The sequence below is a fragment of the Vibrio nitrifigilis genome (assembly GCF_015686695.1).
GTDB lineage: Bacteria > Pseudomonadota > Gammaproteobacteria > Enterobacterales > Vibrionaceae > Vibrio > Vibrio nitrifigilis.
Genome location: NZ_JADPMR010000001.1, coordinates 1,793,343 through 1,818,979, shown reverse-complemented (window position 1 = coordinate 1,818,979; position 25,637 = coordinate 1,793,343). Strand labels below are relative to the sequence as shown.

The 25,637-nt window shown below is 40.4% G+C and carries 26 protein-coding genes and 3 pseudogenes; 17 read left to right on the top strand and 12 right to left on the bottom strand.

Annotation, left to right across the window (positions count from 1 at the left end):
• Nucleotides 1-264 precede the first annotated feature (264 nt).
• Nucleotides 265-987: a Sir2 family NAD+-dependent deacetylase gene (cobB, locus tag I1A42_RS08010; RefSeq protein WP_196123157.1), complete on the top strand. Its 723-nt coding sequence runs from the start codon at nucleotides 265-267 to the stop codon at nucleotides 985-987.
• 64 nt (nucleotides 988-1,051) lie between these two features.
• Here the strand turns inward: cobB and I1A42_RS08005 are convergent, their stop codons facing one another.
• The 4 genes from I1A42_RS08005 to potA all read right to left on the bottom strand — a co-directional run bounded on the left by I1A42_RS08005 (nucleotide 1,052) and on the right by potA (nucleotide 5,284).
• Nucleotides 1,052-2,089: an extracellular solute-binding protein gene (locus I1A42_RS08005; protein ID WP_161154526.1), complete on the bottom strand. Its 1,038-nt coding sequence runs from the start codon at nucleotides 2,087-2,089 to the stop codon at nucleotides 1,052-1,054.
• Nucleotides 2,090-2,542: 453 nt separating this feature from the next.
• On the bottom strand, nucleotides 2,543-3,310 hold the full coding sequence (gene potC, locus I1A42_RS08000) for a spermidine/putrescine ABC transporter permease PotC (RefSeq protein WP_196123156.1): 768 nt from the start codon (nucleotides 3,308-3,310) through the stop codon (nucleotides 2,543-2,545).
• Complete coding sequence (potB, locus tag I1A42_RS07995; RefSeq protein WP_196123155.1) at nucleotides 3,310-4,170, bottom strand: spermidine/putrescine ABC transporter permease PotB; 861 nt, start codon at nucleotides 4,168-4,170, stop codon at nucleotides 3,310-3,312. Before potB ends, potC begins: the two co-directional genes overlap by 1 nt.
• Nucleotides 4,151-5,284 carry a spermidine/putrescine ABC transporter ATP-binding protein PotA gene (potA, locus tag I1A42_RS07990; protein ID WP_196123154.1) on the bottom strand — a complete coding sequence of 378 codons (1,134 nt, stop codon included), beginning with the start codon at nucleotides 5,282-5,284 and terminating at the stop codon, nucleotides 4,151-4,153. The genes potB and potA overlap by 20 nt, the downstream gene beginning before the upstream one ends.
• Before the next feature lie 401 nt (nucleotides 5,285-5,685).
• Here potA and I1A42_RS07985 point away from each other — a divergent pair, with 401 nt between their 5' ends.
• Together I1A42_RS07985 and I1A42_RS07980 are read left to right on the top strand one after the other, a co-directional pair.
• A complete protein-coding gene (locus tag I1A42_RS07985; protein WP_196123153.1) occupies nucleotides 5,686-6,492 on the top strand; it encodes a DUF2189 domain-containing protein in 807 nt (268 codons plus the stop codon).
• Complete coding sequence (locus I1A42_RS07980) at nucleotides 6,485-7,273, top strand: glucosaminidase domain-containing protein (RefSeq protein WP_196123152.1); 789 nt, start codon at nucleotides 6,485-6,487, stop codon at nucleotides 7,271-7,273. Before I1A42_RS07985 ends, I1A42_RS07980 begins: the two co-directional genes overlap by 8 nt.
• Nucleotides 7,274-7,368: 95 nt before the next feature.
• Here the strand turns inward: I1A42_RS07980 and ttcA are convergent, their stop codons facing one another.
• The 3 genes from ttcA to I1A42_RS07965 form a co-directional block, all read right to left on the bottom strand.
• A complete protein-coding gene (gene ttcA, locus I1A42_RS07975) occupies nucleotides 7,369-8,301 on the bottom strand; it encodes a tRNA 2-thiocytidine(32) synthetase TtcA (RefSeq protein ID WP_161154532.1) in 933 nt (310 codons plus the stop codon).
• Between the two features lie 133 nt (nucleotides 8,302-8,434).
• Nucleotides 8,435-9,382 carry a universal stress protein UspE gene (gene uspE, locus I1A42_RS07970; RefSeq protein WP_196123151.1) on the bottom strand — a complete coding sequence of 316 codons (948 nt, stop codon included), beginning with the start codon at nucleotides 9,380-9,382 and terminating at the stop codon, nucleotides 8,435-8,437.
• A gap of 133 nt (nucleotides 9,383-9,515) precedes the next feature.
• Nucleotides 9,516-10,265: an FNR family transcription factor gene (locus I1A42_RS07965; RefSeq protein ID WP_161154534.1), complete on the bottom strand. Its 750-nt coding sequence runs from the start codon at nucleotides 10,263-10,265 to the stop codon at nucleotides 9,516-9,518.
• 582 nt (nucleotides 10,266-10,847) lie between these two features.
• Between I1A42_RS07965 and I1A42_RS07960 the strand changes: the two genes are divergently transcribed.
• From I1A42_RS07960 to I1A42_RS07950, 3 genes are all read left to right on the top strand, one after another.
• Nucleotides 10,848-11,204 carry a hypothetical protein gene (locus I1A42_RS07960; protein ID WP_161154535.1) on the top strand — a complete coding sequence of 119 codons (357 nt, stop codon included), beginning with the start codon at nucleotides 10,848-10,850 and terminating at the stop codon, nucleotides 11,202-11,204.
• Between the two features lie 175 nt (nucleotides 11,205-11,379).
• Complete coding sequence (locus I1A42_RS07955) at nucleotides 11,380-12,498, top strand: FIST signal transduction protein (RefSeq protein WP_329604827.1); 1,119 nt, start codon at nucleotides 11,380-11,382, stop codon at nucleotides 12,496-12,498.
• Nucleotides 12,499-12,510: 12 nt separating this feature from the next.
• Nucleotides 12,511-14,235, top strand: coding sequence for an ATP-binding protein (locus I1A42_RS07950; protein WP_196123150.1), 1,725 nt, complete (start codon nucleotides 12,511-12,513; stop codon nucleotides 14,233-14,235).
• Nucleotides 14,236-14,441: 206 nt separating this feature from the next.
• Here the strand turns inward: I1A42_RS07950 and I1A42_RS07945 are convergent, their stop codons facing one another.
• The gene (locus I1A42_RS07945; RefSeq protein ID WP_196123149.1) at nucleotides 14,442-14,810 is read right to left on the bottom strand and encodes a DUF3693 domain-containing protein; all 369 of its coding nucleotides are present in this window, start codon (nucleotides 14,808-14,810) and stop codon (nucleotides 14,442-14,444) included.
• 167 nt (nucleotides 14,811-14,977) lie between these two features.
• Between I1A42_RS07945 and I1A42_RS07940 the strand changes: the two genes are divergently transcribed.
• The 8 genes from I1A42_RS07940 (at nucleotide 14,978) to I1A42_RS07910 (ending at nucleotide 20,143) form a co-directional block, all read left to right on the top strand.
• Complete coding sequence (locus tag I1A42_RS07940) at nucleotides 14,978-15,187, top strand: hypothetical protein (protein WP_196123148.1); 210 nt, start codon at nucleotides 14,978-14,980, stop codon at nucleotides 15,185-15,187.
• The gene (locus tag I1A42_RS07935) at nucleotides 15,184-16,437 is read left to right on the top strand and encodes a replication initiation factor domain-containing protein (protein ID WP_196123147.1); all 1,254 of its coding nucleotides are present in this window, start codon (nucleotides 15,184-15,186) and stop codon (nucleotides 16,435-16,437) included. The genes I1A42_RS07940 and I1A42_RS07935 overlap by 4 nt, the downstream gene beginning before the upstream one ends.
• Nucleotides 16,430-16,750, top strand: coding sequence for a hypothetical protein (locus tag I1A42_RS07930; protein ID WP_196123146.1), 321 nt, complete (start codon nucleotides 16,430-16,432; stop codon nucleotides 16,748-16,750). Before I1A42_RS07935 ends, I1A42_RS07930 begins: the two co-directional genes overlap by 8 nt.
• Nucleotides 16,751-16,759: 9 nt before the next feature.
• On the top strand, nucleotides 16,760-17,011 hold the full coding sequence (locus I1A42_RS07925; RefSeq protein WP_196123145.1) for a single-stranded DNA-binding protein: 252 nt from the start codon (nucleotides 16,760-16,762) through the stop codon (nucleotides 17,009-17,011).
• 10 nt (nucleotides 17,012-17,021) lie between these two features.
• The gene (locus tag I1A42_RS25020; protein ID WP_268982045.1) at nucleotides 17,022-17,156 is read left to right on the top strand and encodes a hypothetical protein; all 135 of its coding nucleotides are present in this window, start codon (nucleotides 17,022-17,024) and stop codon (nucleotides 17,154-17,156) included.
• Nucleotides 17,157-17,293: 137 nt separating this feature from the next.
• The gene (locus I1A42_RS07920; protein ID WP_196123144.1) at nucleotides 17,294-18,691 is read left to right on the top strand and encodes a hypothetical protein; all 1,398 of its coding nucleotides are present in this window, start codon (nucleotides 17,294-17,296) and stop codon (nucleotides 18,689-18,691) included.
• Nucleotide 18,692: 1 nt separating this feature from the next.
• Nucleotides 18,693-19,010 (top strand): VSK receptor, encoded by a 318-nt coding sequence (locus I1A42_RS07915; RefSeq protein WP_196123143.1) that lies wholly within the window; start codon nucleotides 18,693-18,695, stop codon nucleotides 19,008-19,010.
• Nucleotides 19,010-20,143, top strand: a complete 1,134-nt coding sequence (locus I1A42_RS07910; protein ID WP_196123142.1) for a zonular occludens toxin domain-containing protein — start codon at nucleotides 19,010-19,012, stop codon at nucleotides 20,141-20,143. Before I1A42_RS07915 ends, I1A42_RS07910 begins: the two co-directional genes overlap by 1 nt.
• A 463-nt stretch (nucleotides 20,144-20,606) precedes the next feature.
• Here I1A42_RS07910 and I1A42_RS07905 read toward each other — a convergent pair whose 3' ends face one another.
• The 4 genes and pseudogenes from I1A42_RS07905 to I1A42_RS07890 form a co-directional block, all read right to left on the bottom strand.
• Nucleotides 20,607-20,981 carry a phage protein gene (locus tag I1A42_RS07905; RefSeq protein WP_196123141.1) on the bottom strand — a complete coding sequence of 125 codons (375 nt, stop codon included), beginning with the start codon at nucleotides 20,979-20,981 and terminating at the stop codon, nucleotides 20,607-20,609.
• 131 nt (nucleotides 20,982-21,112) lie between these two features.
• Nucleotides 21,113-21,391, bottom strand: a complete 279-nt coding sequence (locus I1A42_RS07900) for a single-stranded DNA-binding protein (RefSeq protein ID WP_196123798.1) — start codon at nucleotides 21,389-21,391, stop codon at nucleotides 21,113-21,115.
• Between the two features lie 12 nt (nucleotides 21,392-21,403).
• A pseudogene (locus tag I1A42_RS07895) lies at nucleotides 21,404-21,643 on the bottom strand (phage/plasmid replication protein, II/X family); the annotation flags it as partial.
• 898 nt (nucleotides 21,644-22,541) lie between these two features.
• On the bottom strand, nucleotides 22,542-22,994 hold the full coding sequence (locus tag I1A42_RS07890; RefSeq protein ID WP_196123139.1) for a hypothetical protein: 453 nt from the start codon (nucleotides 22,992-22,994) through the stop codon (nucleotides 22,542-22,544).
• Nucleotides 22,995-23,631: 637 nt separating this feature from the next.
• Between I1A42_RS07890 and I1A42_RS07885 the strand changes: the two genes are divergently transcribed.
• The 3 genes and pseudogenes from I1A42_RS07885 to I1A42_RS25305 all read left to right on the top strand — a co-directional run.
• Nucleotides 23,632-23,970 (top strand): hypothetical protein, encoded by a 339-nt coding sequence (locus I1A42_RS07885; protein WP_161154553.1) that lies wholly within the window; start codon nucleotides 23,632-23,634, stop codon nucleotides 23,968-23,970.
• Between the two features lie 262 nt (nucleotides 23,971-24,232).
• Nucleotides 24,233-24,874, top strand: a pseudogene (locus I1A42_RS25310) (PAS domain-containing protein); the annotation flags it as partial.
• A 51-nt stretch (nucleotides 24,875-24,925) separates the two neighbouring features.
• Nucleotides 24,926-25,540: pseudogene (locus I1A42_RS25305) on the top strand (methyl-accepting chemotaxis protein); the annotation flags it as partial.
• Nucleotides 25,541-25,637 lie beyond the last annotated feature (97 nt).

Below are 25,637 nucleotides of genomic sequence, written 5' to 3'. Positions count from 1 at the left end.
AACGAGCCTAGGTCAAGCTCAATCACGGCAGGAATGGTCATTCCCTTTTAACGTGATTGGGCGCAGAAATAGGTTTGTTGATGAGCTCCCGAAGGGCGAGTTTTATTCGCTCCTAGGCTGTGTTACTGATTTTCTACGTAGAATGACTATGTCTTCAAATCAGTGCCTTGCCTAAGAGCGAATACATTCTCGCTGAAACAGCATCTTGAGGTTACTTGGGTATAATCAAGAGATTTAATATCGTAGAAAGAAAAAGGACGTGTCATGCAATTTCCATATCGCAATGTTGTGGTGCTGACCGGCGCAGGAATATCGGCCGAGTCGGGGATACAAACTTTCCGTACTGAAGATGGTTTGTGGGAAAATCACCGAGTTGAAGATGTCTGTACACCGGAAGGCTTTCTACGCAACCCTGAGTTAGTTCAAGACTTTTATAATCAACGAAGACGCGATCTTCTGTCAGAACATATTCGCCCCAATGCAGCACACGTCGCCTTAGGACGTTTAGAGGCGGAATTAGACGGTAGGGTAACTATTGTAACGCAAAATATTGATAACTTACATGAGCGTGGCGGTAGTAGAAATATCATTCATATGCATGGTGAGTTACTCAAAGCACGGTGTTCTGAATCAGGACAGGTGATTGATCAAGCCACGGATTTGCATATGGGCGATTTGTGTCATTGCTGTCAAATTCCTGCTCAGTTACGTCCTCATATTGTGTGGTTTGGTGAAATGCCACTACAGATGGGAGAGATCTACGAAGCGATTCAAGAAGCGGATCTCTTTATTTCTATTGGTACATCTGGTGTTGTCTACCCAGCGGCAGGCTTTGTGCACGACGCAACATTATCAGGCGCTCATACTATCGAACTTAACTTAGCGCCAAGTGCGGTACAAAGTGAGTTTGAAGAGAAGCGTTACGGTAAGGCAAGTGTCGAAGTTCCAAAATTGGTAGAAGAGTTACTTGCGATGCAGAACGAATAATTCCAAGCATTTGAAAAATAAAAAACCGCATCAATTGATGCGGTTTTTGTCATTAGGCGAACGCTTACTTTTCTACTTTAAGTTTTTGGAACAGTTCAGTATAAAGCTCAGTTTTGTCACCCACTTCATCTTGCCATACACCGTTATCCATCACATCTTGTGGTGGGAAGATGTTTGGATCTTCAGAAAATGATTTTGGTAGGTATTTATACGCAGTTTTAACTGGTGTTGGGTAACCAATTTCTTCTGCGATCTTCGCTGCATTCTCAGGGCGTAGTAGGAAGTTAATCATCTTGTATGCCGCTTCTTTGTGAGCTGCACCTGAAGGAATCGCTAGGCTATCCATCCAGAAAATAGTGCCTTTCTTAGGCCATGCGATTTCGATTGGAGCGCCTTGTTGGCGAGCCATATACGCAGAGCCGTTCCAAAGCATACCTAGGCTGACTTCACCTTCCATGTATGGGTTCGCTGGGAAATCAGAGTTGAAAACCAATACATTTGGCATCAGTTTTTTCAGCTCGTTGTATGCTGCTTTAATCTCTTTAGGATCACGTGAGTTTTGATTGTATCCAAGTTTTTGCAGTGCGATATCAAATACTTCACGAGCATCATCGGTTAACAACAGTTGACCTTTGTATTTTGTATTCCAAAGATCATCCCAGCTTGTGAATTTAGATTTATCGTACATATCAGTGTTCACACCGATACCCGTTGCACCCCATACGTAAGGGATAGAATATTTGTTCTGTGGATCAAATGGTTTGTTTAGATAGTTAGGATCCAAATCTTTGAAATGAGAAAGTTTTGAATGGTCAATTTCTTGAAGCATTCCTTCTTTACGCATTTTTGAAACAAAGTAAGTTGACGGTACGACTAGATCGTATCCTTTACCTTGTGTTTTCAATTTTGCGTACATGGTTTCGTTAGACTCATAAGTTGAGTAGATAACTTTAATACCAGTCTCTTTAGTAAAGTCTTGAAGAACCGATTGAGGAATGTATTCAGACCAGTTGTAGAAGTACAACTCATTGTCATTAGCCATCGCGTTACCGCTAAACAAAGCCACTGCGCAAAGCGCGCTCGCATACAATTTATTTTTCATTACTTTTCCATGTTGTCCATGTGTTGTTGCAAGAAACTCACTGGTTAAGTGATACCAAATACGATAAGGGAATCTATGTATTGATCAAAAACTAGATAGGTGCGGAGAGTTCATGAATGTTGGTATTCAGGCATTTGATAAATGGCTGTTTACTACCACACTACGTAGGACTCAAGCGTGTATCACAGGTAATGATCTCAACATTCACTTATTTTTGATATGACTGCATATGCAATAAGGCCGCTAGTATACCAACAAAATATGCAATAGACAGCAATTGATTGTTATTTTATTAATAGGTTTGAACTGTTATCTCATTTGAAAATTATATCGATGAACCAACAAGTTAGCCAGTCTCAATAAAAAAACAGAATACCGAAAGGTATTCTGTTTTCATCAAACGAGGACGCATTACAATGAATGCTTACTCACTCACTATTTAACGGTACAATCTCATTTTTTTTCGCGCGCGATGAATTGCGAAATGGCAACAAGTGCCAGCGAAACAATCAACATCACCGTTGCCAACGCATTTACATCCGGGTTTAGGCCTACTCGAACCATTGAATAGATCTTAAGTGGCAGAATTTCGTAGGTTGGGCCAGTGACAAACGAGCTAATAATGACATCGTCAAGTGAAAGGGTAAAACTTAGTAACCAACCCGCAGCCACTGCCGGTTTCGCTAGGGGCAAAATGATGCTTCTAAGAATAACCCATTCATTAGCACCTAAATCTTTTGCAGCTTCGAGCATTTTTACATCAAAGCCTTTTAGGCGACTAAATACCGTAATGACGACGAATGGTAGACAGAATGTAATGTGGGCAAACAGCAAGGTAATAAACCCAAGTTGGAAACCCAGCACCAAAAATAGCGCCAATAGTGAAATGGCCATCACAATATCAGGAGACATCATAACCACGAAAAGCAGTCCACCGACCATGCGTTTACCTTTAAATTGGTATCGGTATAGTGCAACGGCAGTCAAACTACCAATCAAGGTCGCGGCTGTCGAAGAAATCACCGCAATCGTAAGAGAATGTCCGGCAGCTTGTATCAAACTGTCGTTATTCATCAATGAGTGATACCACTTGGTCGAAAAGCCATCCCAACGAAAACCAAATCGGTTCGCGTTAAATGAATTAACGATGAGCGCGGCAATAGGGAGGTACAAAAAGAGATATACCAATCCCATAAAACTGAAGCGGATTGTTTTTCCCATTAGTCTAACTCCACTTGTTTGTTGAGCAGCTTACTGGCGCGATAATACGCATACAGCATGATTGCCATCGCTATCGTTAGGGCAATACTGGTTGCGGCACCAAATGGCCAATCTTGAGAATTTAATACTTGGCTTTTAATGATGTTACCAATCAACGGGTTTTTAGCCCCACCCAGTAGATCAGAGATATAAAACATCCCCAAAGCGGGTAGTAAGACTAATAAACAGCCGCCGATAATCCCTGGCATCGTTAACGGCAGGACCACTTTTAATAAGGTCTGTAGCTTGTTTGCTCCCAAATCGCGTGCTGCTTCAATGTAAGTTATATCGAGTTTCTCTAACGCAGAATAGAGCGGCAAAATCATGAAAGGGATCAGGATATACACCAAGCCGATCATGACCGCTGTTTCTGAGTACATGAGCCGGATAGGGTGATCAATGATTCCCACAAAGAGCAAAAATTTATTGAGAACGCCTTGAGTCCCTATAACAATTTTCATACCGTAAGTACGGATTAATGAATTGGTCCAAAAAGGAACAATCACAAGAAACAGCATAATCGGGCGACGGCGTTCCGGCATTTTTGCAATGATATAGGCAAACGGGTAGCCGATGATTAAACATATTAAGGTCGCAACGATTGCCATGTAGAATGAGTGTGCAACCACCTGAGCGTAAACAGGGTCTAACAGCTTAATATAATTATCAAACGTTAGCGTGAAACTTAGCAGGTGAGATTCACTACGGGTAAGAAAGCTCGTCGCAATGATCATCAAGTTGGGAACTAAAACAAACAGCGCCAACCAGCCAACAACGACAAAGACAATCGTTTTTTGTAAGTTAAATTTGCGACTGGTCATCGAGTACGACCTCCCAACTTTCAACCCAAGTGATCGCCACTTTCTGGCCGATTTTATGGTCTACATCTGGGTCATCTTCATTAAAGAATTCACTAACCATAACCGTGTCACCTGAATCCAACTCTATTAAAGATTCCAAAGTCATGCCTTTGTATGTGCGGTCACGAACGTAGCCGATGATGCCTTCATTTTCTGTATCAGATATTTCTTCTAGGCGTAAATCTTCCGGGCGAAGTAACACTTGTAGCTTTTGAGCCTGCGCAATCGTTTCTTTGTGGTAAACGGTGCTCTCAACACCATTAATGTCCACTAGAATACGCTTGTCATCGATGCGTGATTTAGCAACAGCAGGGAACACGTTAATTTCCCCAATGAAGCGGGCGACAAATAGGTTTTTAGGTTCTTCATAAATTTCACGCGGGGAGCCATCTTGTTCGACGACGCCATCGCGCATCACAATAATACGATCAGACATTGAAAGCGCTTCTTCTTGATCGTGTGTTACGAAGATAAAGGTGATACCCAAGCGACGTTGCAAACGCTTAAGTTCACCTTGCATTTGTTTACGTAATTTATAATCCAGTGCGGATAGTGATTCATCTAGCAGCAATACTTTCGGTTTATTTACTACAGCACGCGCAATGGCGACGCGTTGCTGTTGACCACCAGAAAGTTGACTAGGTTTACGTTGCGCCATTTCTTCCAAACGGACCATTTTTAATGCTTCTAGAACCCGAGGTTGAATATCTGCGGCGGGCACTTTTTGCATTCTTAAGCCAAATGCAACGTTGTCAAACACTGTCATATGGGGAAACAGTGCGTAACTTTGGAATACGGTGTTCACATAACGCTGCTCTGCAGGGGTATGTGTCACATCATGCGAATCGAGAATGACTTGACCGGAATCGACGTTTTCGAACCCCGCAATCATGCGAAGTACCGTGGTTTTACCACAGCCAGAAGGACCGAGAATGGTTAAGAATTCGCCATGGTTTACGTCTAAATGAAGGTTTGAAATGATTTCTTTACCATCAAAACTTTTGCTCACACCAGTTAATCTGACAACTGGTTGCTCAACGGAATGTTGTTTGTTCAACTTCTGTTTTTCTCCCACCTTGGTCTGCAGTTTTGACTACATATTGACCGGTTGTTTTACACTATATTGAGGCGCGAATCATAATCATCATGCGCACGAATGGATAGCTTTTTTGTTACCTAAACACAAAAACTATTGCTACGCAAAGGTAATGAAAAATAACTTAGTAACATACCTTAACAATTTCATTGTTTTATACCAGCAGATTCTGTTGAAGAATTCACCATTGTCGCTAAAAACAAAAAAGAAATTTGGATTACAATTTGGGACTGAGTTGCATTTAAGTATAATAGCTGACTACTTTTTAAGAGTCTGAGACAATTTTTGAGCCTTTTTATACCCAAATGATCTCAAGATGCCAGGGTAATAGTGTATGCACTATGTCTCTCAGACAAAATACATAGCCACTAGAGCGATTTATGAGTAACGAGATAGAAAAAGATTTTAATTTGGGAGGCAGTATCGAGACTGCACTTTCTGGAAAATATGAATTAAGTGTCACAAAGGTATTTAAAGAAGCATGGGATCACACCATCAAACACTTCTTTTCTTTTACTCCCGCTATTATTATTTTAGCGATACTGCAAGTTGTCATTTTCTTTATTGCTCTGAATATGCAGGTGACTGACGCAACTACCGTGTTTGAAAACTTTGCTAAAAACGGTACATTGCCTGATGGATTTGTTCGCGCTTTGTATGTCGCTAATTTCAGCTATGAGGTTGTTACTGCACCGTTTTTTGCCGGTGTTTGTTTAATGGCCATGAGCCATTCAGCTGGTTTGAAAACAAAAACGCGTCAAATGACGAGCGGCTTACAGTTTACTATCTCAGTTATCATTGCAACCCTTGTTAGTCTACTATTACAAGGGGTAGCGAATTTATTATTGCCACCCATTGCGTTGTATTTGTCCTTAGCGTTTAGTAATGCGGTGTTGTTAATTTGTGAAAAACGCATGAGACCACTGAATGCACTTATGTTATCGTTGAGGGCAGTCAATAGAAAACTGTTACCATTAGCGATTATCTATCTAGTTATCATGGGGTTATTTGTTGCAGCATTAATGTTTTATGGAATAGGACTATTACTGGTATTGCCGTTTTTCTTTCATGTGAAAGGGATTATCTATCGTAATATGTTTGGTATTCGCCTAAAAATTGTCGCGACAAACCACAATAACAATGATGACAGTGGTGACGATAACCAAAGTCAGGTGTTTAATGCTTAGATTTTTAGTGATTGCTGCTGTGCTCGTGATGGCAAGTTGCAGCTACTACTATGTCAATACAGATAATGAACGGTTGGGTATCGCGCCGCAGCAATACGAACAGTTGCCGCGGCCTCCTGAGTTCTCAAAGATCAAGAATATTACCGCTCGCAAGAAAGCCTTTTTTAAGTACATGCGTAAAGGTGTGACTGCTGAGAATACTCGCGTGAGCAAAGAAAGAGGCTTTCTCCTAGCTTTAAAAGAAAAATATCAAACCGATTCCGTAACTCCACGCGATCTTGTGAACGCGAAGTTATTGGGTGAATTGTACAATGTGAAGTTAGCGAAGAACGCGTTAACCAAGGATTGGTTAAAGCAAATGTTGCTACGTGTTGATGTCTTACCTGAAGCATTAGTACTGACGCAAGCCGCTAACGAATCAGCTTGGGGCACCTCGCGATTTGCGCGTCAGGCAAATAACTACTTTGGCCAGTGGTGTTATAGTAAAGGATGTGGCTTGGTTCCACGCGATAGAGCGGATGGTATGACGCATGAAGTAGCCAAATTTTCTTCGGTATCCGAATCTATCCACCGTTACTTTATGAATGTAAACCGCAATCGCGCTTATAAGGCACTTCGACAGATTCGAGCTCAGTTACGTACCAAAGGTGAAAGTGTAACGACCACTTTTGCAGCTATTCAATTGGTTAAAGGGCTCAATAAATATTCAGAGCGTGGAGAAGAATACGTTCAGGACATTCAAGCGATGATCGATCACAATCAGGAATATTGGCTTGAATAAGAGTATTCCAGTGGATATTTTAACTAAAATGATTACGCAAAAATAAAGCTGCCACTGGCAGCTTTATTTGTATCGAACAAAGAGAAGATTCAAATTTATAGGTTGGTTACATCAAGTTGTAAACCAGGATCAAACTCAGTCACCATGTCTTCATCATCAACTTGATTTTGAGGCATTTCTTCTTTATCAAAACCAATATCGCCACCATTGATGACACCTGAATCACGGTTGATTGACTTAAAATCGAAAAGTTCTAAGTCAGCAAGGTGACTTGGTACCACGTTTTGCATGGCACGGAACATAGTTTCAATACGGCCAGGGAATTGTTTATCCCAACCATTAAGCATTTGTTTAATATTTTGGCGTTGCATGTTTGGCTGCGAACCACATAGGTTACACGGAATAATAGGGTAGCCAGCCATCTCTGAGAATTTAATGATGTCTTTCTCGCGACAATACGCCAATGGGCGAATGACGACGTGCTCACCATTATCAGAAACAAGCTTTGGTGGCATACCTTTCATCTTACCGCCATAAAACATATTTAAAAATAGCGTTTCAAGAATATCATCGCGATGATGGCCAAGCGCTATCTTAGTCGCGCCAAGTTCTTTTGCTGTGCGATATAGAATTCCACGACGAAGGCGAGAGCAAAGAGAACATGTGGTTTTGCCCTCAGGTACTTTGTCCTGAACGATGGAGTATGTGTCTTCTTCCACAATCTTGTATTGCACACCCAATGATTCAAGGTATTCAGGTAAAATATGTTCAGGGAAGCCTGGTTGCTTTTGATCAAGGTTTACTGCAATTAGTTCGAATGAAACAGGTGCACTTTTTTGCAAACTCATCAAGATATCTAACATTGTGAAGCTGTCTTTTCCGCCAGACAAACATACCATAATGCGATCACCATCTTCGATCATGTTGAAGTCAGCGATAGCTTGGCCAGTGTTACGACGCAGACGTTTTTGCAGTTTATTGAAATTGTATTGTTGAGCTTTAGTGCGCTCTTGAGTTTGCTCAGTCATTAGCTTGCAGTCTTAATATTTTTGAAAACAAAATGAAGTGCGTATGATACGCATAAATAGAACAGATTCCAGTTTTTCGCCGGGAAAAGTAACAATCCCTTGAAACAAGTTGCTTCAAGGGGAAGTTGTGACCCTATTTGGTATTATTGGGGTCAAGTGGGCTGATATAGCCTTGTGGTTTTAAGGCGAGAATATCGCAGTCAATTTTATCGATAACATGTTCAGCGGTGTTACCAATAAAGACTGCTGATAAACCAGTGCGCCCTGTAGTGCCGATAATACACATGCCAGCGTTAAGATCCTTGGCAGCCTGAGGAATAATGTCTTCGGGTAAACCTTGTTGAACAATGGTATTTTCTTGCGCAAGACCATGTTTTTGTCTCAATGCTTTCATCGCAGTTAGGTGATGACCACGAACGGCTTCTGTATACGTTGTGGGATCAAACTCTGGTAATTCAACCGTGATGTTAGTTGGTGTAATCGGATACGCATTGACTAAATATGGCATCGCATCAAGGCGTTGACTCAAACACAATAACTGCTCAACCATTTTGTCATTCAGGTCTTGGTGGGCGGGCATTTCTGAACCAACATGCACTGATGCGATAATTGACGCACCGTGTGGCCATTGCGCATTTTTTACCAACAGTACCGGAGTGGGGCATTTACGTAATAAATGCCAATCAGTTGGTGTAAAGAGCACAGATTCAAGCATGTCGTGCTTGCGAGTCCCTTTCACCAGAATGTCATGTTGACCTTCATAAACTTCATGAATGATGGCTTCATACGGACGATTATGCCAAACCACTTTGACATCCAAATCGAAATCATCATTGAGATAAGGCTCGGCAATTTTCCTCATCCACTGTTCTCTTTGTTGAATGACGCCACGACGCATAGCATCTCTTTCATCTGAAGAGAGCATGGATGTCATATCGTAAGAGAAATCGTAAATAGACAAGAAGAACAAAATGTGACTTCTTGATTTGCTTTGGGCTGCCAATTGAGTGGCGCGAGCAAGTGCGGGTTGGTCATCTCGATTAATATCTGCAACCACTAAAATTTTGCTATAGATGCTCATAACGGGCTCCTTATCAGTGGAGGAGAACTCTATGGTTACTTTAGCGCAGAACTTCGAATTATTTTAGAAAAGGGAAAGGAATTTGTGGGAATTATGAAGTAGCTCATTAAAGAGCTACTTCATTGAAACTAAACTATGAATCTTGTGTCACACCAGCCATCTCCATCAATGAAGCATGATCGAGAATAGTAATATACTTACCTTTAACACTTAAGATTTCAGATTTTTGGAACCGACCCAGTAGACGACTGATTGTTTCTACCGTCAAACCAAGGTAGTTACCAATATCACCACGAGTCATCGTCAAACGGAACTCTCTAGGGCTAAAGCCACGTTGAGAGAAACGAGTTGATAAGTTATACAAAAAGGCCGCTAAACGTTCTTCTGCATTTTTCTTTGAAAGCAGGAGAATCATTTCTTGATCACCTTTAATTTCATTACTCATCAAACGCATGATTTGTTGACGAAGTTTAGGCATCTTACCTGATAGATCGTCTAATATCTCATAAGGAATTTCACAAACCATCGATGTTTCTAGTGCTTGAGCAAAGCTAGGATGGCTATCTGATGTAATGGCATCAAAACCTACTAAATCACCAGCAAGATGGAATGCAGTGATTTGTTCGTCACCTTGTTCCGTGATGGTGTAGCTTTTAATTGTACCAGAGCGGATAGCATAAAGAGATTTTAACTCATCTCCCGCCTTGAAAAGCTCTTGGCCTTTCTGAATTGGCTTTTTGCGCTCAATGATTTGATCAAGCTGGTCTAACTCTGATTCATTCAAAGTAAACGGGATACAAAGTTGGCTGATACTGCAATCTTGACAGTGAATGGCACAGCCACCAGATTGGATGCGTTTCGCAGCAGGCTTTTCAGAAATCATAATAACCTTCACTAATTGATGTACATCAATATTTTAGCATTACTAAAACTCAAAGCATAGCTAAAATAAATCCCTTTAAAATCATAATATTAATATAACATTAGCTGCATATAGCACGTAATAGTCCCTCTGGTAATGGGAAATATTACCTACTCATCACAACGTATAGCTATAAAGCTATAGATTTGGTCATTAATTATCTAAAAATGGCATCTTTTTGAGTAATCTAGTGTCATTTGAGAAAATAAACTTCAGTTTTTGTGATCAAAATCTATGTGTGTAATTTCTTAATAGGAGAAGAATCTAAATCAACTTTAGTTATGGTAATGAACGAATTGAATACTTTATTGACAGTTAAGCCATGCTATTCATAAGGAGTATATTATCAATGTGAATTTACTGATAATATTAAAAGGCTATGTGGTGTTTGATGTTCCGATTAATACGTGGCGCATTATAAGCGCCAAAGCCAAACGTTACTATATTTATTCATCAGTCCGAACCACATTTTGATTTGTTTTTAACAGGACGTTTAGGTAACGCTAGTATTGGTATATTTAATGAGTGACAAAGAGAGGAATCATGGCAGCTGAGAAGCTCACTAAACAGCGATTAATACAAATCCTGGCGGTGCTGGCACTTTTGATCGTTGCTTTTTTTTGGCGAACATGGACCTACAGCAATCAGCAAGTCATGGACTGTATGGGTGTAAATCAATGCACAGTGAGCCTGCAAGGAAATGCATTTACTATTACTAAGATTTCAATGGGTTCATATGAGCTGGACAAGGTTCCCGCAACTTGGTCTTTAAATACAGAACAAGGTGTGATTGAAAAATCAGATAAAGGACAGTGGATTTTAAATGTTGACACCGACAAGTTAGGGTCTAATCCAATATTAAAAATTAACGATAAGACGTTGATTTCGATAAAACTGTAATGTTATCGACCATTTTTGCGAGCAATATTTCATCTAGACAGTTCCGGTTTTAATTAGATTGTAAATTGGGGTATAAATGCTGATAAATCCAACACTGAATACGTCAATGCGTTTTTTAACCTCAGTCAGTCACGCGCCAGATGAGGCTTCAGCAGTCGCTGAACTACTAGCGGCTATTGATACCACTGGGCTAGCATCAATGCTCTGCTACTATACTCAAGATTACAAACCGGAAATCTTGTCAGCTAACATTAAGCAATCCTTTCCCGGAATTCCTTTTATTGGTTGTTCTTCTTGCAAAGGAGTGATGACCGAAAAAGGCTTTCATCACGGTCCAGTTGTAAGCATTATGGCGATTTATGATAAAGAACCTTGTGCTTATGGTTCTGGGTTAGTCGATCTTTCTTCATGTCAGAACTATCCGCAAGCAGCCGTTCATGTTATCGAGCAAGCGTTAAAACATGCAGACCGAGCCGGTGAAGTTCCGAGTTTAATTGTTTTACATGCCACTCCAGGAAATGAAGAACGCTTTATAGAAGCGATTGATATGAAATTTGGTACTCAAGTACCTATCATTGGTGGCAGTTCAGCAGACAACCATATCGAACACCAATGGTCATTAATTAGCGATAGTGGCTCGACAACTAACGGTCTTGCAATGCAGCTATTTTTCCCTTCAAAGCCATTAACTAGTGGTTTTAGTGATGGTTATTCACCAACAGAGTACAAAGGAACGATTACTAAAGCCTCTGGACGAATCATCTATGAGATAGATGGAAAACCTGCGAAATATGTATACAAAGGCTGGATTCGAGATCACGCAGGTGAACATATTTCTGAACAGTATATCTTTGATCATATTGCTCGTTTCCCCATTGGTCGGATTGCGGGAACGGTACATCAACAGCCATATTATAAGCTCACACATCCGTTACAATTAATTGTAAATGGTGGATTGGAGTTGTTTGCAGAAGTTCATACTGGAGAAGAAATCAGTTTAATGACTGGTTCACTAGAACAGTTGATTTCTCGGGCATCTCGGGTAGTAAAAGAAGCAAATACTAAGAACTACAGAGAATCAATGGTGCTAGGCGCTATTATCATTCACTGTGGCGGCTCAATGTTAAGGTTAGGAAATAAAATCAACCAAGTATATGAAAAGTTACTTGCACAAATGAACAATCAACCGTTCATTTGTCCGTTTACCTTCGGTGAACAAGGGCGTTTCATTTGCGGTGAAAATGCTCATGGGAATCTAATGATTTCTTCAGTGATTTTTTACGAATCAGAGTAACAGTAATTGATTATGAATTCGGACCAAGCAGAGCTATTAAAAGAAACCTTACTTGAATTAGAACGGAGTAAGGAACGAGAGCATCAATTAGCAGAAGAAAACCGTGTTATTCTCGCTGCGCTTTCCGCATTGAGTAACGCAGACAACAAATATCAAATCTTTGAAGAGTTGAAGCGGGTTCTTGGGCGCTATATAGAATTCGATGATTTTATTGTTATTTCAAAGAGTAAGCATTGCTCTTCGTACTATACATTTCTCACTTCCAACCCAGCGTTTCAAGGAAAACAATGGCGTAATACGCCAAAGTTTCAACGAGTGCTGAGCGGTGAAGGTATTGTCTTGTTTGAACCTAATGAGCAGGATGAATTTCACCATCTATCTTCTAGTCTCAAGAAACAGATCAATTCGGTCTTAATGACAGGTATTAGCGCTGAAGCAAGCAACTCCGTTTTACTCTTGATTGGTAAGAGAAAAGGGCAGTTTAGTCTCGAAACAAAAGCAACACTATTACGGTTTCGTCCTTTATTAGAGCGCGCGATTAGTGATATTGAATATAAAGAAGAACTTCAACAACTAGTAAATATTAAAACTCGCGAACTTTCAATCGCGCAGCAACAGGCAGAACAAGCCAACAAATCCAAATCCCAATTTTTAGCAATGATGAGTCATGAGCTTCGTACACCATTAAATGCCGTTTTGGGTTTGATTGATGTGTTAAGACAGGACATTTCAAAGGAACAACGTGATCTTCTTGAGCAGATGGAAAATTCTGCAGAGCTGTTACTTATCATCATCAATGATATTTTAGATTTGAGTAGAATAGAATCGGGGCACTTTAAGTTACAGTGTAACTGGATAGATCTAGAGAAGAAATTGGGTAACTCACTTAGTTATCACAAGCAACTGGCCCAAGAAAAAGGGATTAATTTCACAGTGACACATCAGCTATGTCACGAAAATGTATATTGGCTTGATTCTACTCGTTTAATGCAAATCTTATTTAACGTTGTTGGTAATGCGATTAAGTTTACTAAGAAAGGTAACGTTACTGTTGATTTGAGAACCGTGTCTGACTCGTTAATGATCACGGTAAAAGATACTGGGATTGGTATTGATGATGATCGAATTGAGCAGTTGTTTTCGCCATTCATTCAGGCAGACAACTCAATTACGCGTACATATGGTGGTACCGGTTTAGGATTAACCATTACTAAACATTTAGTTGAGTTGATGAACGGTAAGATTTCAGTCGAAAGCAAAGTCAATCAAGGAAGTACATTTACAATCATGCTGCCTTTGAAATCAAAAGTCAGCAGCCGTGAGTCTAATCGATTCGACTTAATTGATGAGCAGAGTTCAGAAAAAAATCATGCTAAACAAATTCTTGTAGTTGAAGATACTAAAACCAATCAAATGGTCATCAAGCTCATTTTAAATCGACTGGGTTACACTGTAACACTTGCTGATAATGGTCAAGATGCCATTAAACTCCTTAATCATGATAAACAGTTTGATCTCGTTTTTATGGATGTGTCGATGCCCATAATGGATGGTATTGAGGCAACAAAACAGATTCGACTGAAAGGTCTCAACGTACCAATCATTGCATTAACAGCGCACACGATGGACCAGGATAAAAATGACTGTTTGAAATCCGGTATGAATGACTTTGTTATGAAGCCAATTCGAACTAAAGACTTATCGGGTGTGTTATCTAAATTCATTCCTGGGAATTAGCCAATAGACCAAGCCCAGAAAATCTGGGCTTGGTCTTTATTAAGCCAGATAAACAATCATAACGTACTGGCTTTAATAATATTCCTATTTTTAATCGAAGATGATAAATAGGAATATTATATACTTTATGGTAAATAGCTTATGTTCAATAGATACACCCAGAGGGGGCGATACCAAGCACTAGTTACCGTGCCCAGATATTATATTTAACATAATATACATAATGCGTACTGTAAGTGCTCGATTAAAGGCATGCTGGCGAGCGTTCCTAAACTGACGTATGCCATTGAATTTAAATGTAATCCATGCCCGTTAAATTTTTTTGCGATGGTTTCCCATAGCTGCTTGATGTGCGGATTTTCATTGCGGTCAGCGTGACAACCTAACAATGCTATCTCAGGGTCAATTCCTGAGTTTTCAGCTAGAAAAACTGCTTCTGAATCAGATATATAACGTTTCCCTTTGCGCATTTCGCAGATTCTTGACGGGTTCACGTTTAAGTCATGTGCTATTTGCTTGTCTTGTACGTAGTTTTGAGCCTGTTTATAGGCATCTAACAGTTTACTTTGGTACATGGCAATTCCTCCGTTTTCCCGATAATAGCTCATTGGTTGCGTTTTTTCGCATCTAGTAATTGCGAAAATCTTCAACTATGATTGCGTTAATTCGCGATTTTGACCGCTGGTTTCGGCCTTAACCCGATTCTGGCGGTCTCCCTAAGCTGGTTAAGGTGGTTTCTTTTATGTGCGGTACTAACTCTCCTGTGTATTACTGGGCTGATGATGACGGTTATTACGTCTCAATCGATGGTTATCCAGATTACTTCCGCACTCGCATGGAAATGTATTCATACGCATGTGATTCAGGACGCGACCTTATCGAAGTTACGCCAGAAAATGAACCGGATTTGCGCGCCTCTGGTGCGTTTGACAACCAAGGGGAATGGTTATGAGCCGCACTATCATCGACTATGTATCATTCTCTGGCACGCCTCTGATTCTTGAGCGTTGTAAAGAAATGGCCAAACAACGTTATGCCTTTGCTGATGGTTCCGCTAAGTCGGCTCACCCAATGGCTACTATGCGTGAAGAAAACAAGAAAATCGCCTATTTCGGTGAAAACTTGGCTCAAGTTCTCGGATGCGTAGATGAAAACGACTACGCCAATAAAGACCTGTACTTTTCGGCTCTTAATAACGCGTTATGTGATGCTGATTTGTATATCGAATCGGACACATCTTTCCATGACTCTTACCAACAGCTCATTTCAAACATTGGCATCGATATGTTGGACGTCCTTTGTCATGGTGAACTCGAATCATTTTTAGAGTTGTTACAGGAAGAAATTTCCTATGACGGCAACGTTTGGACGGTAGAACGTCGCGGTGGTTATTCCGGTTATCGCTACAGTGCAAAACTTCTTTGTAACGGTATCCAAGCTGGGATTGTTGCTTGGGGTGCGGCTAACTTTGGTTTCTATGTGTCGTTCTCTGGTAAAGGCTGCACCGCTATCAGCATGGAACGTTTACACAAGGCACTGTCTCAAATGGCTGGCACTAAGTTAACCCGTGTTGACTTGGCCCTAGATGACCTAGAAGGAAACATAACCATCGATGAAATCAAAGAACGTTATCAAGATGGCATGTTCATCACTCAAGGTAAACCGCCTTGTTGGGGTGAGTTCCTTGGCGGTACTGGCGCTAGTGCTACCGATAAGCGCAAATGTGGCTTTGTTCCTGATAAGGGCCATACATTTTATGTTGGCGACCGTAATAACGGAAAGTTGTTCCGTGGCTACCATAAAGGCGCTCAACTTAACTCTACGGAATACCCAAATTGGAATCGTTTCGAGGTTCAAATAGGCAACCGTTATCGCGTGATTCCTTTGGATATTATCGTCAATCCTGACCCTTATTTTGCAGGTGCTTATCCTGCCCTAGCCTCACTCATTTCTGAGGTGCAACCAGTTCGTATTTCTACGGTTAAGCTGACGTTTAAAACCAACCTAGAAAATGCAATCAAACATGCTCGCGTTCAATATGGCAAGCTCGTTAACGCTATGCGCTTGCTCTATGAAGATGACTCTCACGTGATGGAAGTTCTGACACGTGGGTTTGAATTAAACGACATTCCCGACCGAATAAACTTTCCAGTCGGCTGGGAATACCACCATCAAAAAACTGGAGAACTAGCTCATGGCTAACACTATTCGTGCTCATATTCTTGGCTGCGAACACAGTCAAGGTACATCAAAAGGCTCTAACAGACCTTACAACTTCGCTGTCGTTAACATTCTCGGTGCTAATGACGGTTGGACAGAATCACAATCAGGTCGCTGTACTCGCGTTGGCCTGATGCAAAAAACCGTTCCAATGAGTACGGACAATCTGAGCTTGCTGCATAAGCTCCAAACGTTTGAAAACCAGTTCCCTTTGGAATGCGATTTAGTTTTGGATGTTGACCCTAATAACATTCAGAAAAACTGGGTTGTCGATATTAAACCAATCCAGAAATAAGGAATCGGTATGTCTGTTTGTTTGATACCTAATAGTGATGGATTTCTCGCAGTAACTGACACCTCCCTTGAGGACTGCGGTGATTCATCGGGTTATATCGGTATAACAGTCGATGAGTACAATACATTGTCGTCATACACACAGATTACCGCCGCCGATGCTGGCTCTGCGTTTAGCTTCGGTTTCTTCGCTGTCTTTGCAGTTGGCTACTTATCTACCTATGCAATCAAGATAGCTATTCGATTAATACGTACAATTTGAGGTAACGACTATGGATGACATTTTTGGCGCAATCGACCTTTCTACAGTAGCTGGTTACATTGGTACTGCGGGCGTGGCTATCGTTGGTATCGCTTTGGCAATGAAAGCAATTACGCTTGCTAAGCGCGCTATCAACAAAGCGTAAGGTCTGAATATGCTCATTGCCCTGCACGATATTCAGTTAATTGTTTTTGCGCTACTGGGTGGACTCGCTGGCTTTGTAGCGTCTCAGAACTTCGACTAATCAAGGGGGCTTCGGCTCCCTTTTGTTTAGGTGACAGTATGAAACGACTTCTTTTACTATTCCTTTTTCTCGGCTCACCCTTTTATTCATATTCGACAACTTACTACCAAGTCGAACAAGTTAGTTTGCAGGGCTTAACTTGCCTAAATACTGTTGGGGAAGTTTTCACTTCATATAATTGTTTCGTAGGAATGGAGTTTACTCGTGGTGTTTTCACGTACACGATAGAAACGGTTTATGATAGTGGGAATCGTGTTTATGGTAGTGGTTCGTATACAAGTCCAGAAAATGGTAGTGGTTCTTTCTCTTCTTACGCACTTATCGCGTTTGGTACATATACCACAGAATCATGTCCTGACGGTGAGTCTTTGAATGATGATGGTGTTTGTGAAGAGTCAACCGATGATGGCGGGGACGATGACACGGAATCCTGTGAGGCGGGATTAGAAACAAGCTCCTATAGTTGGGATTACAGTACTTACGGCACTCATGTGTATGTTTGTGCGTCCAGTTGTACCTATAAAGATAACTCCTCTGTTTGCTCCGATACTCTTGGAACCTGTTCATCTTCGCTTATCTCTACTGGCGAATCATGCGATGAGGACGGTATTAGTTCACGTTCTACTAGTGGCGATGATTCAGATTCAGGTGATTCAGGTTCTGACGATGGTTCAGATTCTGGCGATTCCGGCTCTGATGATGGTTCTGATTCATCGGACGATTCTGGCTCGTCTGATGGTTCCGACTCTTCCGATGATTCAACCAGTGATGCCGATTTAGATGCAGTCGTGTCTGCTGTTGATACCATGAATTCTAGTGTGACATCGGCCCTTAATTCTATTGATTCGGCTGTCGTCTCAGAAGGTAATCAAACTCAAGCGGCTATTGAGGCGCTCAATAGTGATTTTAACGAGAAGATGCAAGCCAATACTGATGCAGTGACTAACGTCAAAGACTCCGTTGATTTGGTGAATGATTCAGTGTCTGACGTTAAAGACTCTGTTGATGCTGTTGGTGAATCGGTTGATGGTATCGCTTCGGCTGTTGATGGAATTGGTGATGATGTTGGAACAATTGCTGATGCGGTCACGGGCCTTGGGAATTTGGACACGTCTGGCGCTGGCCTGAGTGATGGTTGCTTAGATGGGGAAACTTGTGAATCGTTCTATACGCCTAGTTATCCTGACGGAATTGTCGGGGTCTTTAATGACCGATTTGATTCCATCGCTGAGACGGTCACTAGTGGCATTAGTGACATATTCGGTTCAATCGACTTGTCTAATGCGTCTAGACCGAGTCTAACAATGGAATTCTGGCTACTGGGTACGTTTGATTTTAATGATTATATTGATTGGGACACGATATTCTATTTAGTCCGAATCATCATGTACATTTCAACTCTATTTGCTTGCCGCAAAATAATATTCGGGGGTTAATATGTGGGATTGGATAGTAGAATTATTTAATGACTTATTAGAGTTCTTCTATAAGTTATTTCTAAGTCTGGTAGATGCGCTTAAGGATTTATTTGCATGGGTATTCGACCAAATATTTGATTTAATCGAGGTCGTCATTAGTTATATTATGACGTTATTTGCTCCCTTTGATTTGTCTGAATTAACTGATTCTATACCTTCAACCGCTGCTTGGGTTCTGTCCAATATTGGACTGCCTAATTGCTTGGTATTGATAGCGACTGCCATTGGTATTCGTCTCGTTCTACAGTTGATTCCGTTCACAAGGTTGGGCTCATAATGATATATGGTATTGTTGGCCGTCCTCGTAGCGGTAAATCATACGAGTCTGTTGTCTATCATATAATTCCTGCCATTCAAGATGGTCGCAAGGTCGTGACTAATGTGTCACTTAACGTTGACCAGTTCGTTAAGGTATTCGGCCCTCATGTTAGAGACCTTATCAAGGTGGTAGACGGCAAGTTATCAGAATACGGCAGTATGCAGCGCCCTTTTTCGCGCTTTGAAGATTACCAAGATGATTGGCGTGATGAGCAAAACCGTGGGCCTCTTTTCGTTGTGGATGAGGCTCATATGGTTCTACCAAACAGACAGCTAGACTCAAAGATATTAGAGTTTTACTCGCTTCATGGTCACTACGGGATAGATATTGTTCTCTTAACGCAGAATCTACGCAAGATTCATAAGGACGTTAAGGCAATGATTGAAATGACGTATTACTGCGCTAAAAATACCGCTTTTGGTAGCGATAAGACCTACACCAAGAAAGTGCGCCTTGGTGATACGTCCGAGGACTTAAACGTCGAGCAGCGTAGATATAAGAAAGAGTATTTTCCCTTCTATCAGAGTCACACTCAAAGTTCCGGTGCTGTTGTCGAGGCTGCTGCGGCTGATGTTAAGCCACTCTGGAAAACATGGCCTTTCATTGGTGCTGGTTTCATGTTCTGCTTGACCATTGTTTTGTTGGTCTATCAGCTTGTAATAAGGGAAGATAAAACAGTCAAACATGCCCATGTAAATAAAGTTCAGTCAACTGTTACTGTAAATACAAAGGCTCAGGTTCCTAGCGGTTCGCCCAAACCAAGGCGTAAGAATTTTGGCCCATTAGCTGATTATGATTTATTTGTGGCTGGATATTCTAAACAAGTTTCCTATATATCCAGAAAAAGAAACGATACGGTTGTCGATGCCGATAATACATTTAATCGTGTTTATCTTGATGTATATTCTGGCGCTCAGAAAATGTTTACGCTTAATAACTATGATTTAAAGAAGATGGGTTATGAATTTAAAGAATTGGCCTCATGTGTTTATGAGGCGTATTTTCACGATTCATCAAGAATAGTAGTTTGTAGAGAGGCTGTAATGACTCAGCCGGATTTAATTGCAGAAGCATCCCCAATAAAATTCTAGTCTATGTCCTTTCCTCGGAGGGGCCCCGTTTCGCCGGGGAGGAACCGAGGAAAGGAATAACCCCCCCTGTTTGTTTGTATGTCAATTCTGTATGTCAAAAATGACATACAACTCCTCCCGACTATCTCGCGCTTGCGCGACACGGAGCGGAGCGACTCACCGCTTTAGCGGTACAAGCACGCCCCCAGGACTAAATTGATTGCCAGGATAAAACGTGCGAAAACCTGCGTCCTTGCCTTTGTTGAAAAAACTTCCCTTCCTCCTGCTAGACCATTGAGGTAGTTCAGCGTTTAAATTCGTACCGGTTCTTGCTCCGGTCGGTCGGTTTTTGGAGATGCAGGGTTTTGAATTTAGCGCGCCCCGTATAGTAATACGGGGTGAAAGTCTTAAGGATAAATACAGGGCGAACCGCTTACCCTGTCTTTTTATACATGTGTACCCTTGTCTCAAAATGAGACATGATTTATCGGTTTGGCATTAACTTGGCAAGTGCTCTGGCGTACTTTAACAGTTTTGTGTTAACGCCAATTTCGTTTATTGATTGGATTTCCAATAGTGCAATTCCTGTTAAAATTTGTTGCGGTGTAACGTATTGCCCTGTTGGTAACTTTAGTCTCCCGTTCCTTACTTCGAATTGTTCCCACTGCTCACTGTGGTGTAGTTCTCTATTCGATATAACTCTCATCAATCGCCTACACTCTTTTGGTATTGGTTTTCCTGCGTCCCATTCTTTGACGGTTCTCACAGTTTTAAAACATATTTCGGCTGTTTCTTCGATGGTTAAACCACATTTTAATTCACGAAAAACATAGTTTTTGGTCATCTCGTTGTACTTCACTAACTTCTACCCTCAAAGGGGTAGAGTTTATTTCACTGCAACTTGACGCACTATTTACCTTAAGTTTACATAATGCGTACTTGGATATTAAGTTTTAACACGGGTTTTCAATGGCTTATTGACTGTGTATTTTACGCTGATTGCCGTTCAAGTTTACCCAAGGATTCGATCACTAAGCCAAAACGTTTTAACTCAAGCCCACCGAACTGATTAACGCTAAAGCTTGATGGATGCACACCGTATGTTCCTGCTGTGTATGCCGGTTGGTTTTGTTCGAGCTGGAGCTTCATCTCTACTGGGAACTTGCCACCGAGATGCACATACGCGACTTGCTCGCAGATCACTCGCGCTGGACGATTGTCTTTGGCTGGGATGTTTCGTGTTTCAACGTTCACGTTCTCTGGGAAGATTTCTAATTTTAGCTAAGCATATTGTAATCGAATGATGTTGTCGTCTTCACTGACCCCATACATTCTTGAGATATGTCCGGCTTTAGGCTCAACATAATCGCTAGGATGCTGTTGTGTGAAGTCGACTTTTTTTATAACTTGAAGTAATGGCACAACGTTGGCACTACCTTGAAGGTTTTGTAGCTGTGCTTTTGAAAATCCGATGGCCAATAATGCCTTCAGATGTCGAGACATGTTGTGCGTTCTAATAAAAAAGAAACCCGCTTATCGCGGGCTAATTGGAGTTAAGCACTATCAAAAATTAAAGTAGCGTAAAGTCATCTTCATGCTTCATTTAAGGACAATTTAAACTTAGTCGTAATCGATGCTGATTTCCATGCATATAAACACATATATTGTATTGCTTGATGATTACATCATCTTGTTTGAACTGGGTTCAAAGTTTATCAGTAAGGTTTAACTATCTAATTCTGTGCAAATGAAGAATAGATATTTGCTTTTTATTTATAATATTTTATAACTAAAACAGTTAGTTATATATAAAAGTTATTATTTTTTAAGCTTGGAATATTTGTTGTATTAAGGATTTAAAATAAACAAATAACTATTTTTTACTGCATTCAATACATATAGGTAAAACCTTTCAATCGGTTGTCGATATATAGGAATTATCATTTATGCCCGTTTTACGAAGGTCTTCATGCATCCAAATCCCCTATCTTCATGTTAATAATTCGAATTATTTTCATATAGTTAAGTTAATTTTTCTTTAACATCAACATGCGTAGTCATTTCCATTCAGAAAGAACAGCCTCATCTCGGGCTATTCAGTTTTACCCAGCTGCGTTACCTTCACATTGGTTTAATTATTCAATGATTTACGTTGGAGAGTTGAATCCCGCAGATTCATATCTTGGTTTTCTTGGTCTGACTTAATTAATACTTCTTCTGGTTTTACGTAGTGCTATGAGGGAAAAGAGAGGCTTTATCGCATGGGTATTTGGGTATTAACTGTGGCTTTTAACCGATATGACTTATTGAAAACGGCAACCTGTGAGTATTCGTTCTATAAAATGACAAGCCCGCACTTCGATATCACATTGAAGTGCGGGCTTTATAAGCTTCTAAAAGATGATAGATCGATGTTATTTTACTTTATTGGAACAACTTTCTTTAGCAAAGCAGTAAATTGTTGTTCATTTAGTTCTTCGAACTGACCTTTTTCTGATTCGACTTTCCATGTTCCATTTGGAGCTAAAGCAATAGTGAATGACGGTGAGCCTCCTTCTCCTTCAAGATTAACAACACCCTTATGGGTTATTGATGCTTTAGCAGAGACTCCTTTAGGATTTAAAAAAGCTAATTTTTTACCAGCAATTAGCTCTAACGCATTTAAGTGGTAATCAGTAACATCAAGTTCTGATAGTGTTTCATCAACTTGGTTGAGTTTCAATTTGCCACTTTTTTCTAATGGTTTAACCCATTGTCTAACTTCGGCGTAAAGTTTATCAACGTTATTCGCGTATTCTTTAGTTTGCGCCTTACCCGACTCTATATCTTTTTGAAGTTTTTTTTCAAAATTTTCGAGATCACGAAAACTCATTTTAGGCTCCTTTGCCAACTAAGAAACTGTATTGATCATAGTCCTATTTCAACTGCGAGATAAGTATGCCTTTGCCATTATTTTACAATTGATACTTTAGATAGTTATTGGGCTAATACGATAAAATTAAATATATTTTATTCATAGAAAATGTCTAATCTAAGTGCATCAGTGTACTTAACTGCTATTTATAGACAATTGGCTTTAATAAAGTTGATAGATATTCAAAATGAAAAAAAAGACCCACTTACGTGGGTCAAGGTTATGCATGGATAAAAAAGGAGTACAAAGCAAATTACTGCGCCTTCCCAACTACCCTACTAAAGTTGCTTTACCGTTACTCTAGTGCGGATTTACATATGCGATGGAGTCTACGATTAAGAAGTGAATTCCCATTCTATATACACATTTTTTCGACGCACTAGACGATTTTTAATCTATTTTTGCTCCCTTGAGTAATTTATCCACCTAATTTTTATGACTAAATCGCCTAATAGCATACCTGATGAGATGATTCTAAAGTGGTATAGTAGCTCACGATATACAATTAACTGTATATTGGCCATTTTTGATGCTTATCAACTATTTGGTACACCAAAAGCGACCTTGACAGAAAACTCATAAGGGTAAATATCTCATGAAAAAAGTCTTGGAAGAAAAAATCGAACTTGAAGATGGCAGTAAGCGTTACACTTACACCGACGGTCAAAGTTATGTTTTGCACACCGACGGTACTTCTGAAAGCATTACTCCAATCACAACCATTCAAACCCAAGGTGACATTAAGATTACCTCTGACAATAAGGGTAAAGAACCAACGGTAACCACCCAGCTTGGAGCTCTCAGAGTAAGACAAATTAAACTATCTAATGGCGGCATAGCAAATATTAAGGTGCGTAAAAATGGCACATTTAAAACTTGGTCTACCGATCATGTTCACAGCCTAGTAAAAAATGGATGTCTATATCTCAGCTAAGTAATTAAACTTTTCCAGTTACATATAAGATACTGTATAACTATACAGTATCTTGATATCCCATTACTAATTAGTCTAATAAAGTATCACAATGAGTTTTACCCCTGCTCATATCGTGCATTAAATCATCGTGTTACACTCAAAGCTACTACTGTATATATAAACAGTAGTGGCTTTTTCTCATCTCCTTTCAGCAAAACTAAAAAGATTTACTACTATTGATGTTAATAATAATTCTAATGCTTTTATAATTATTTTCATTATGGGATGGGACTACATGCTGCTGAGCAAAAAGAACAGCCAATTGTTAGATCAAGCGTTAACTCTAATGCTCTCCAAACAGGCACATTCTAATTTAGACGCCAAAAATAGATTCGATTCTTTGCTATGTTTAACTCAATCACTAGTCGAACAGGTGCACCTTTTAGAGAATGATAAGCAGACGCTTGAATCAGACATCGCTGAGCTAACTCAACAATTGCAAAGTAATGAACATGAATTGCAATCAATAGAGCAGCGTTTTCATTTAATGGGTGAAGCGACTGCAGATGGCCTCTGGGACTTAACTTTTATTCCCGGCAGAGACTTTGATGAGGATTACCCGTTTTGGTGGTCACAAGGGTTTCGTCATTTATTAGGTTTTAATGACGAAAGAGATTTTCCAAATGTTGCTCGCAGTTGGTCTGATCGGTTACATCCAGAGGATAAGCAACCGACCTTTGATGCCTTTATGGCCCATCTAAATGATAAATCGGGACAAACTGGGTATGACGTTCAATATAGATTAAAGCATCGAAATGGTGAGTATCGCTGGTTTCAAGCCAGGGGAGCTACGTTACGGGATTCGAAAGGTGAACCTCTGCGAGTTGCAGGTGCATTAGCTGATATCCACGAACAGAAGATAAAACAAGGTGAACTCGATAAATTTATTGATCGTTTTGAACTAGCCAATGAAATGTTGTCTGACGGTTTGTGGGATATGGAGGTCATTGCTGGTGACCCTGTGAATCCCAACAACCCTTTTTGGTGGTCTGATCAATTCAGACGTTTACTCGGATTTGAAACTGAAAAAGAATTTCCAAATGTCCTTGATAGTTGGGCTTCAAGACTGCATCCAGACGATGCTGAGAGAACGTTTAAAGTGTTTGTCGATCACTTAACCGACAAATCAGGGCGAACCCCTTATGATGTCTCATATCGTTTGAAAATGAAATCAGGGGAATTTCGCTGGTTTAGAGCAAAGGGAGAAACCAAACGTGATCAGTATGGCAATCCTCTGCGTGTAGTTGGTGCGTTAACCGATATTGAAGCGCAAAAACAACAAGAACGAGCAAGAGAAACAGAGCTAGAAACACAACAACAAATGCAAGACAACTTTACTAAAATCGGTGAAATTGTCACGATCATTAGTGATATAGCTAAACAAACTAACCTACTCGCGCTAAACGCAGCGATAGAAGCAGCTCGCGCTGGAGAACAAGGCCGCGGTTTTGCTGTCGTTGCAGATGAAGTCAGAACATTAGCATCAAGAACGCAAAGTGCGACAGAACAGGCTACTGAGCTCGTATCTGGTAATCCCTAACTTCAACCAACTCCATTTTATGAACGATAAAAGCCCCATTTCTGGGGCTTTGTCTTATCAGCAAATTATATTTATTAAATCTAAC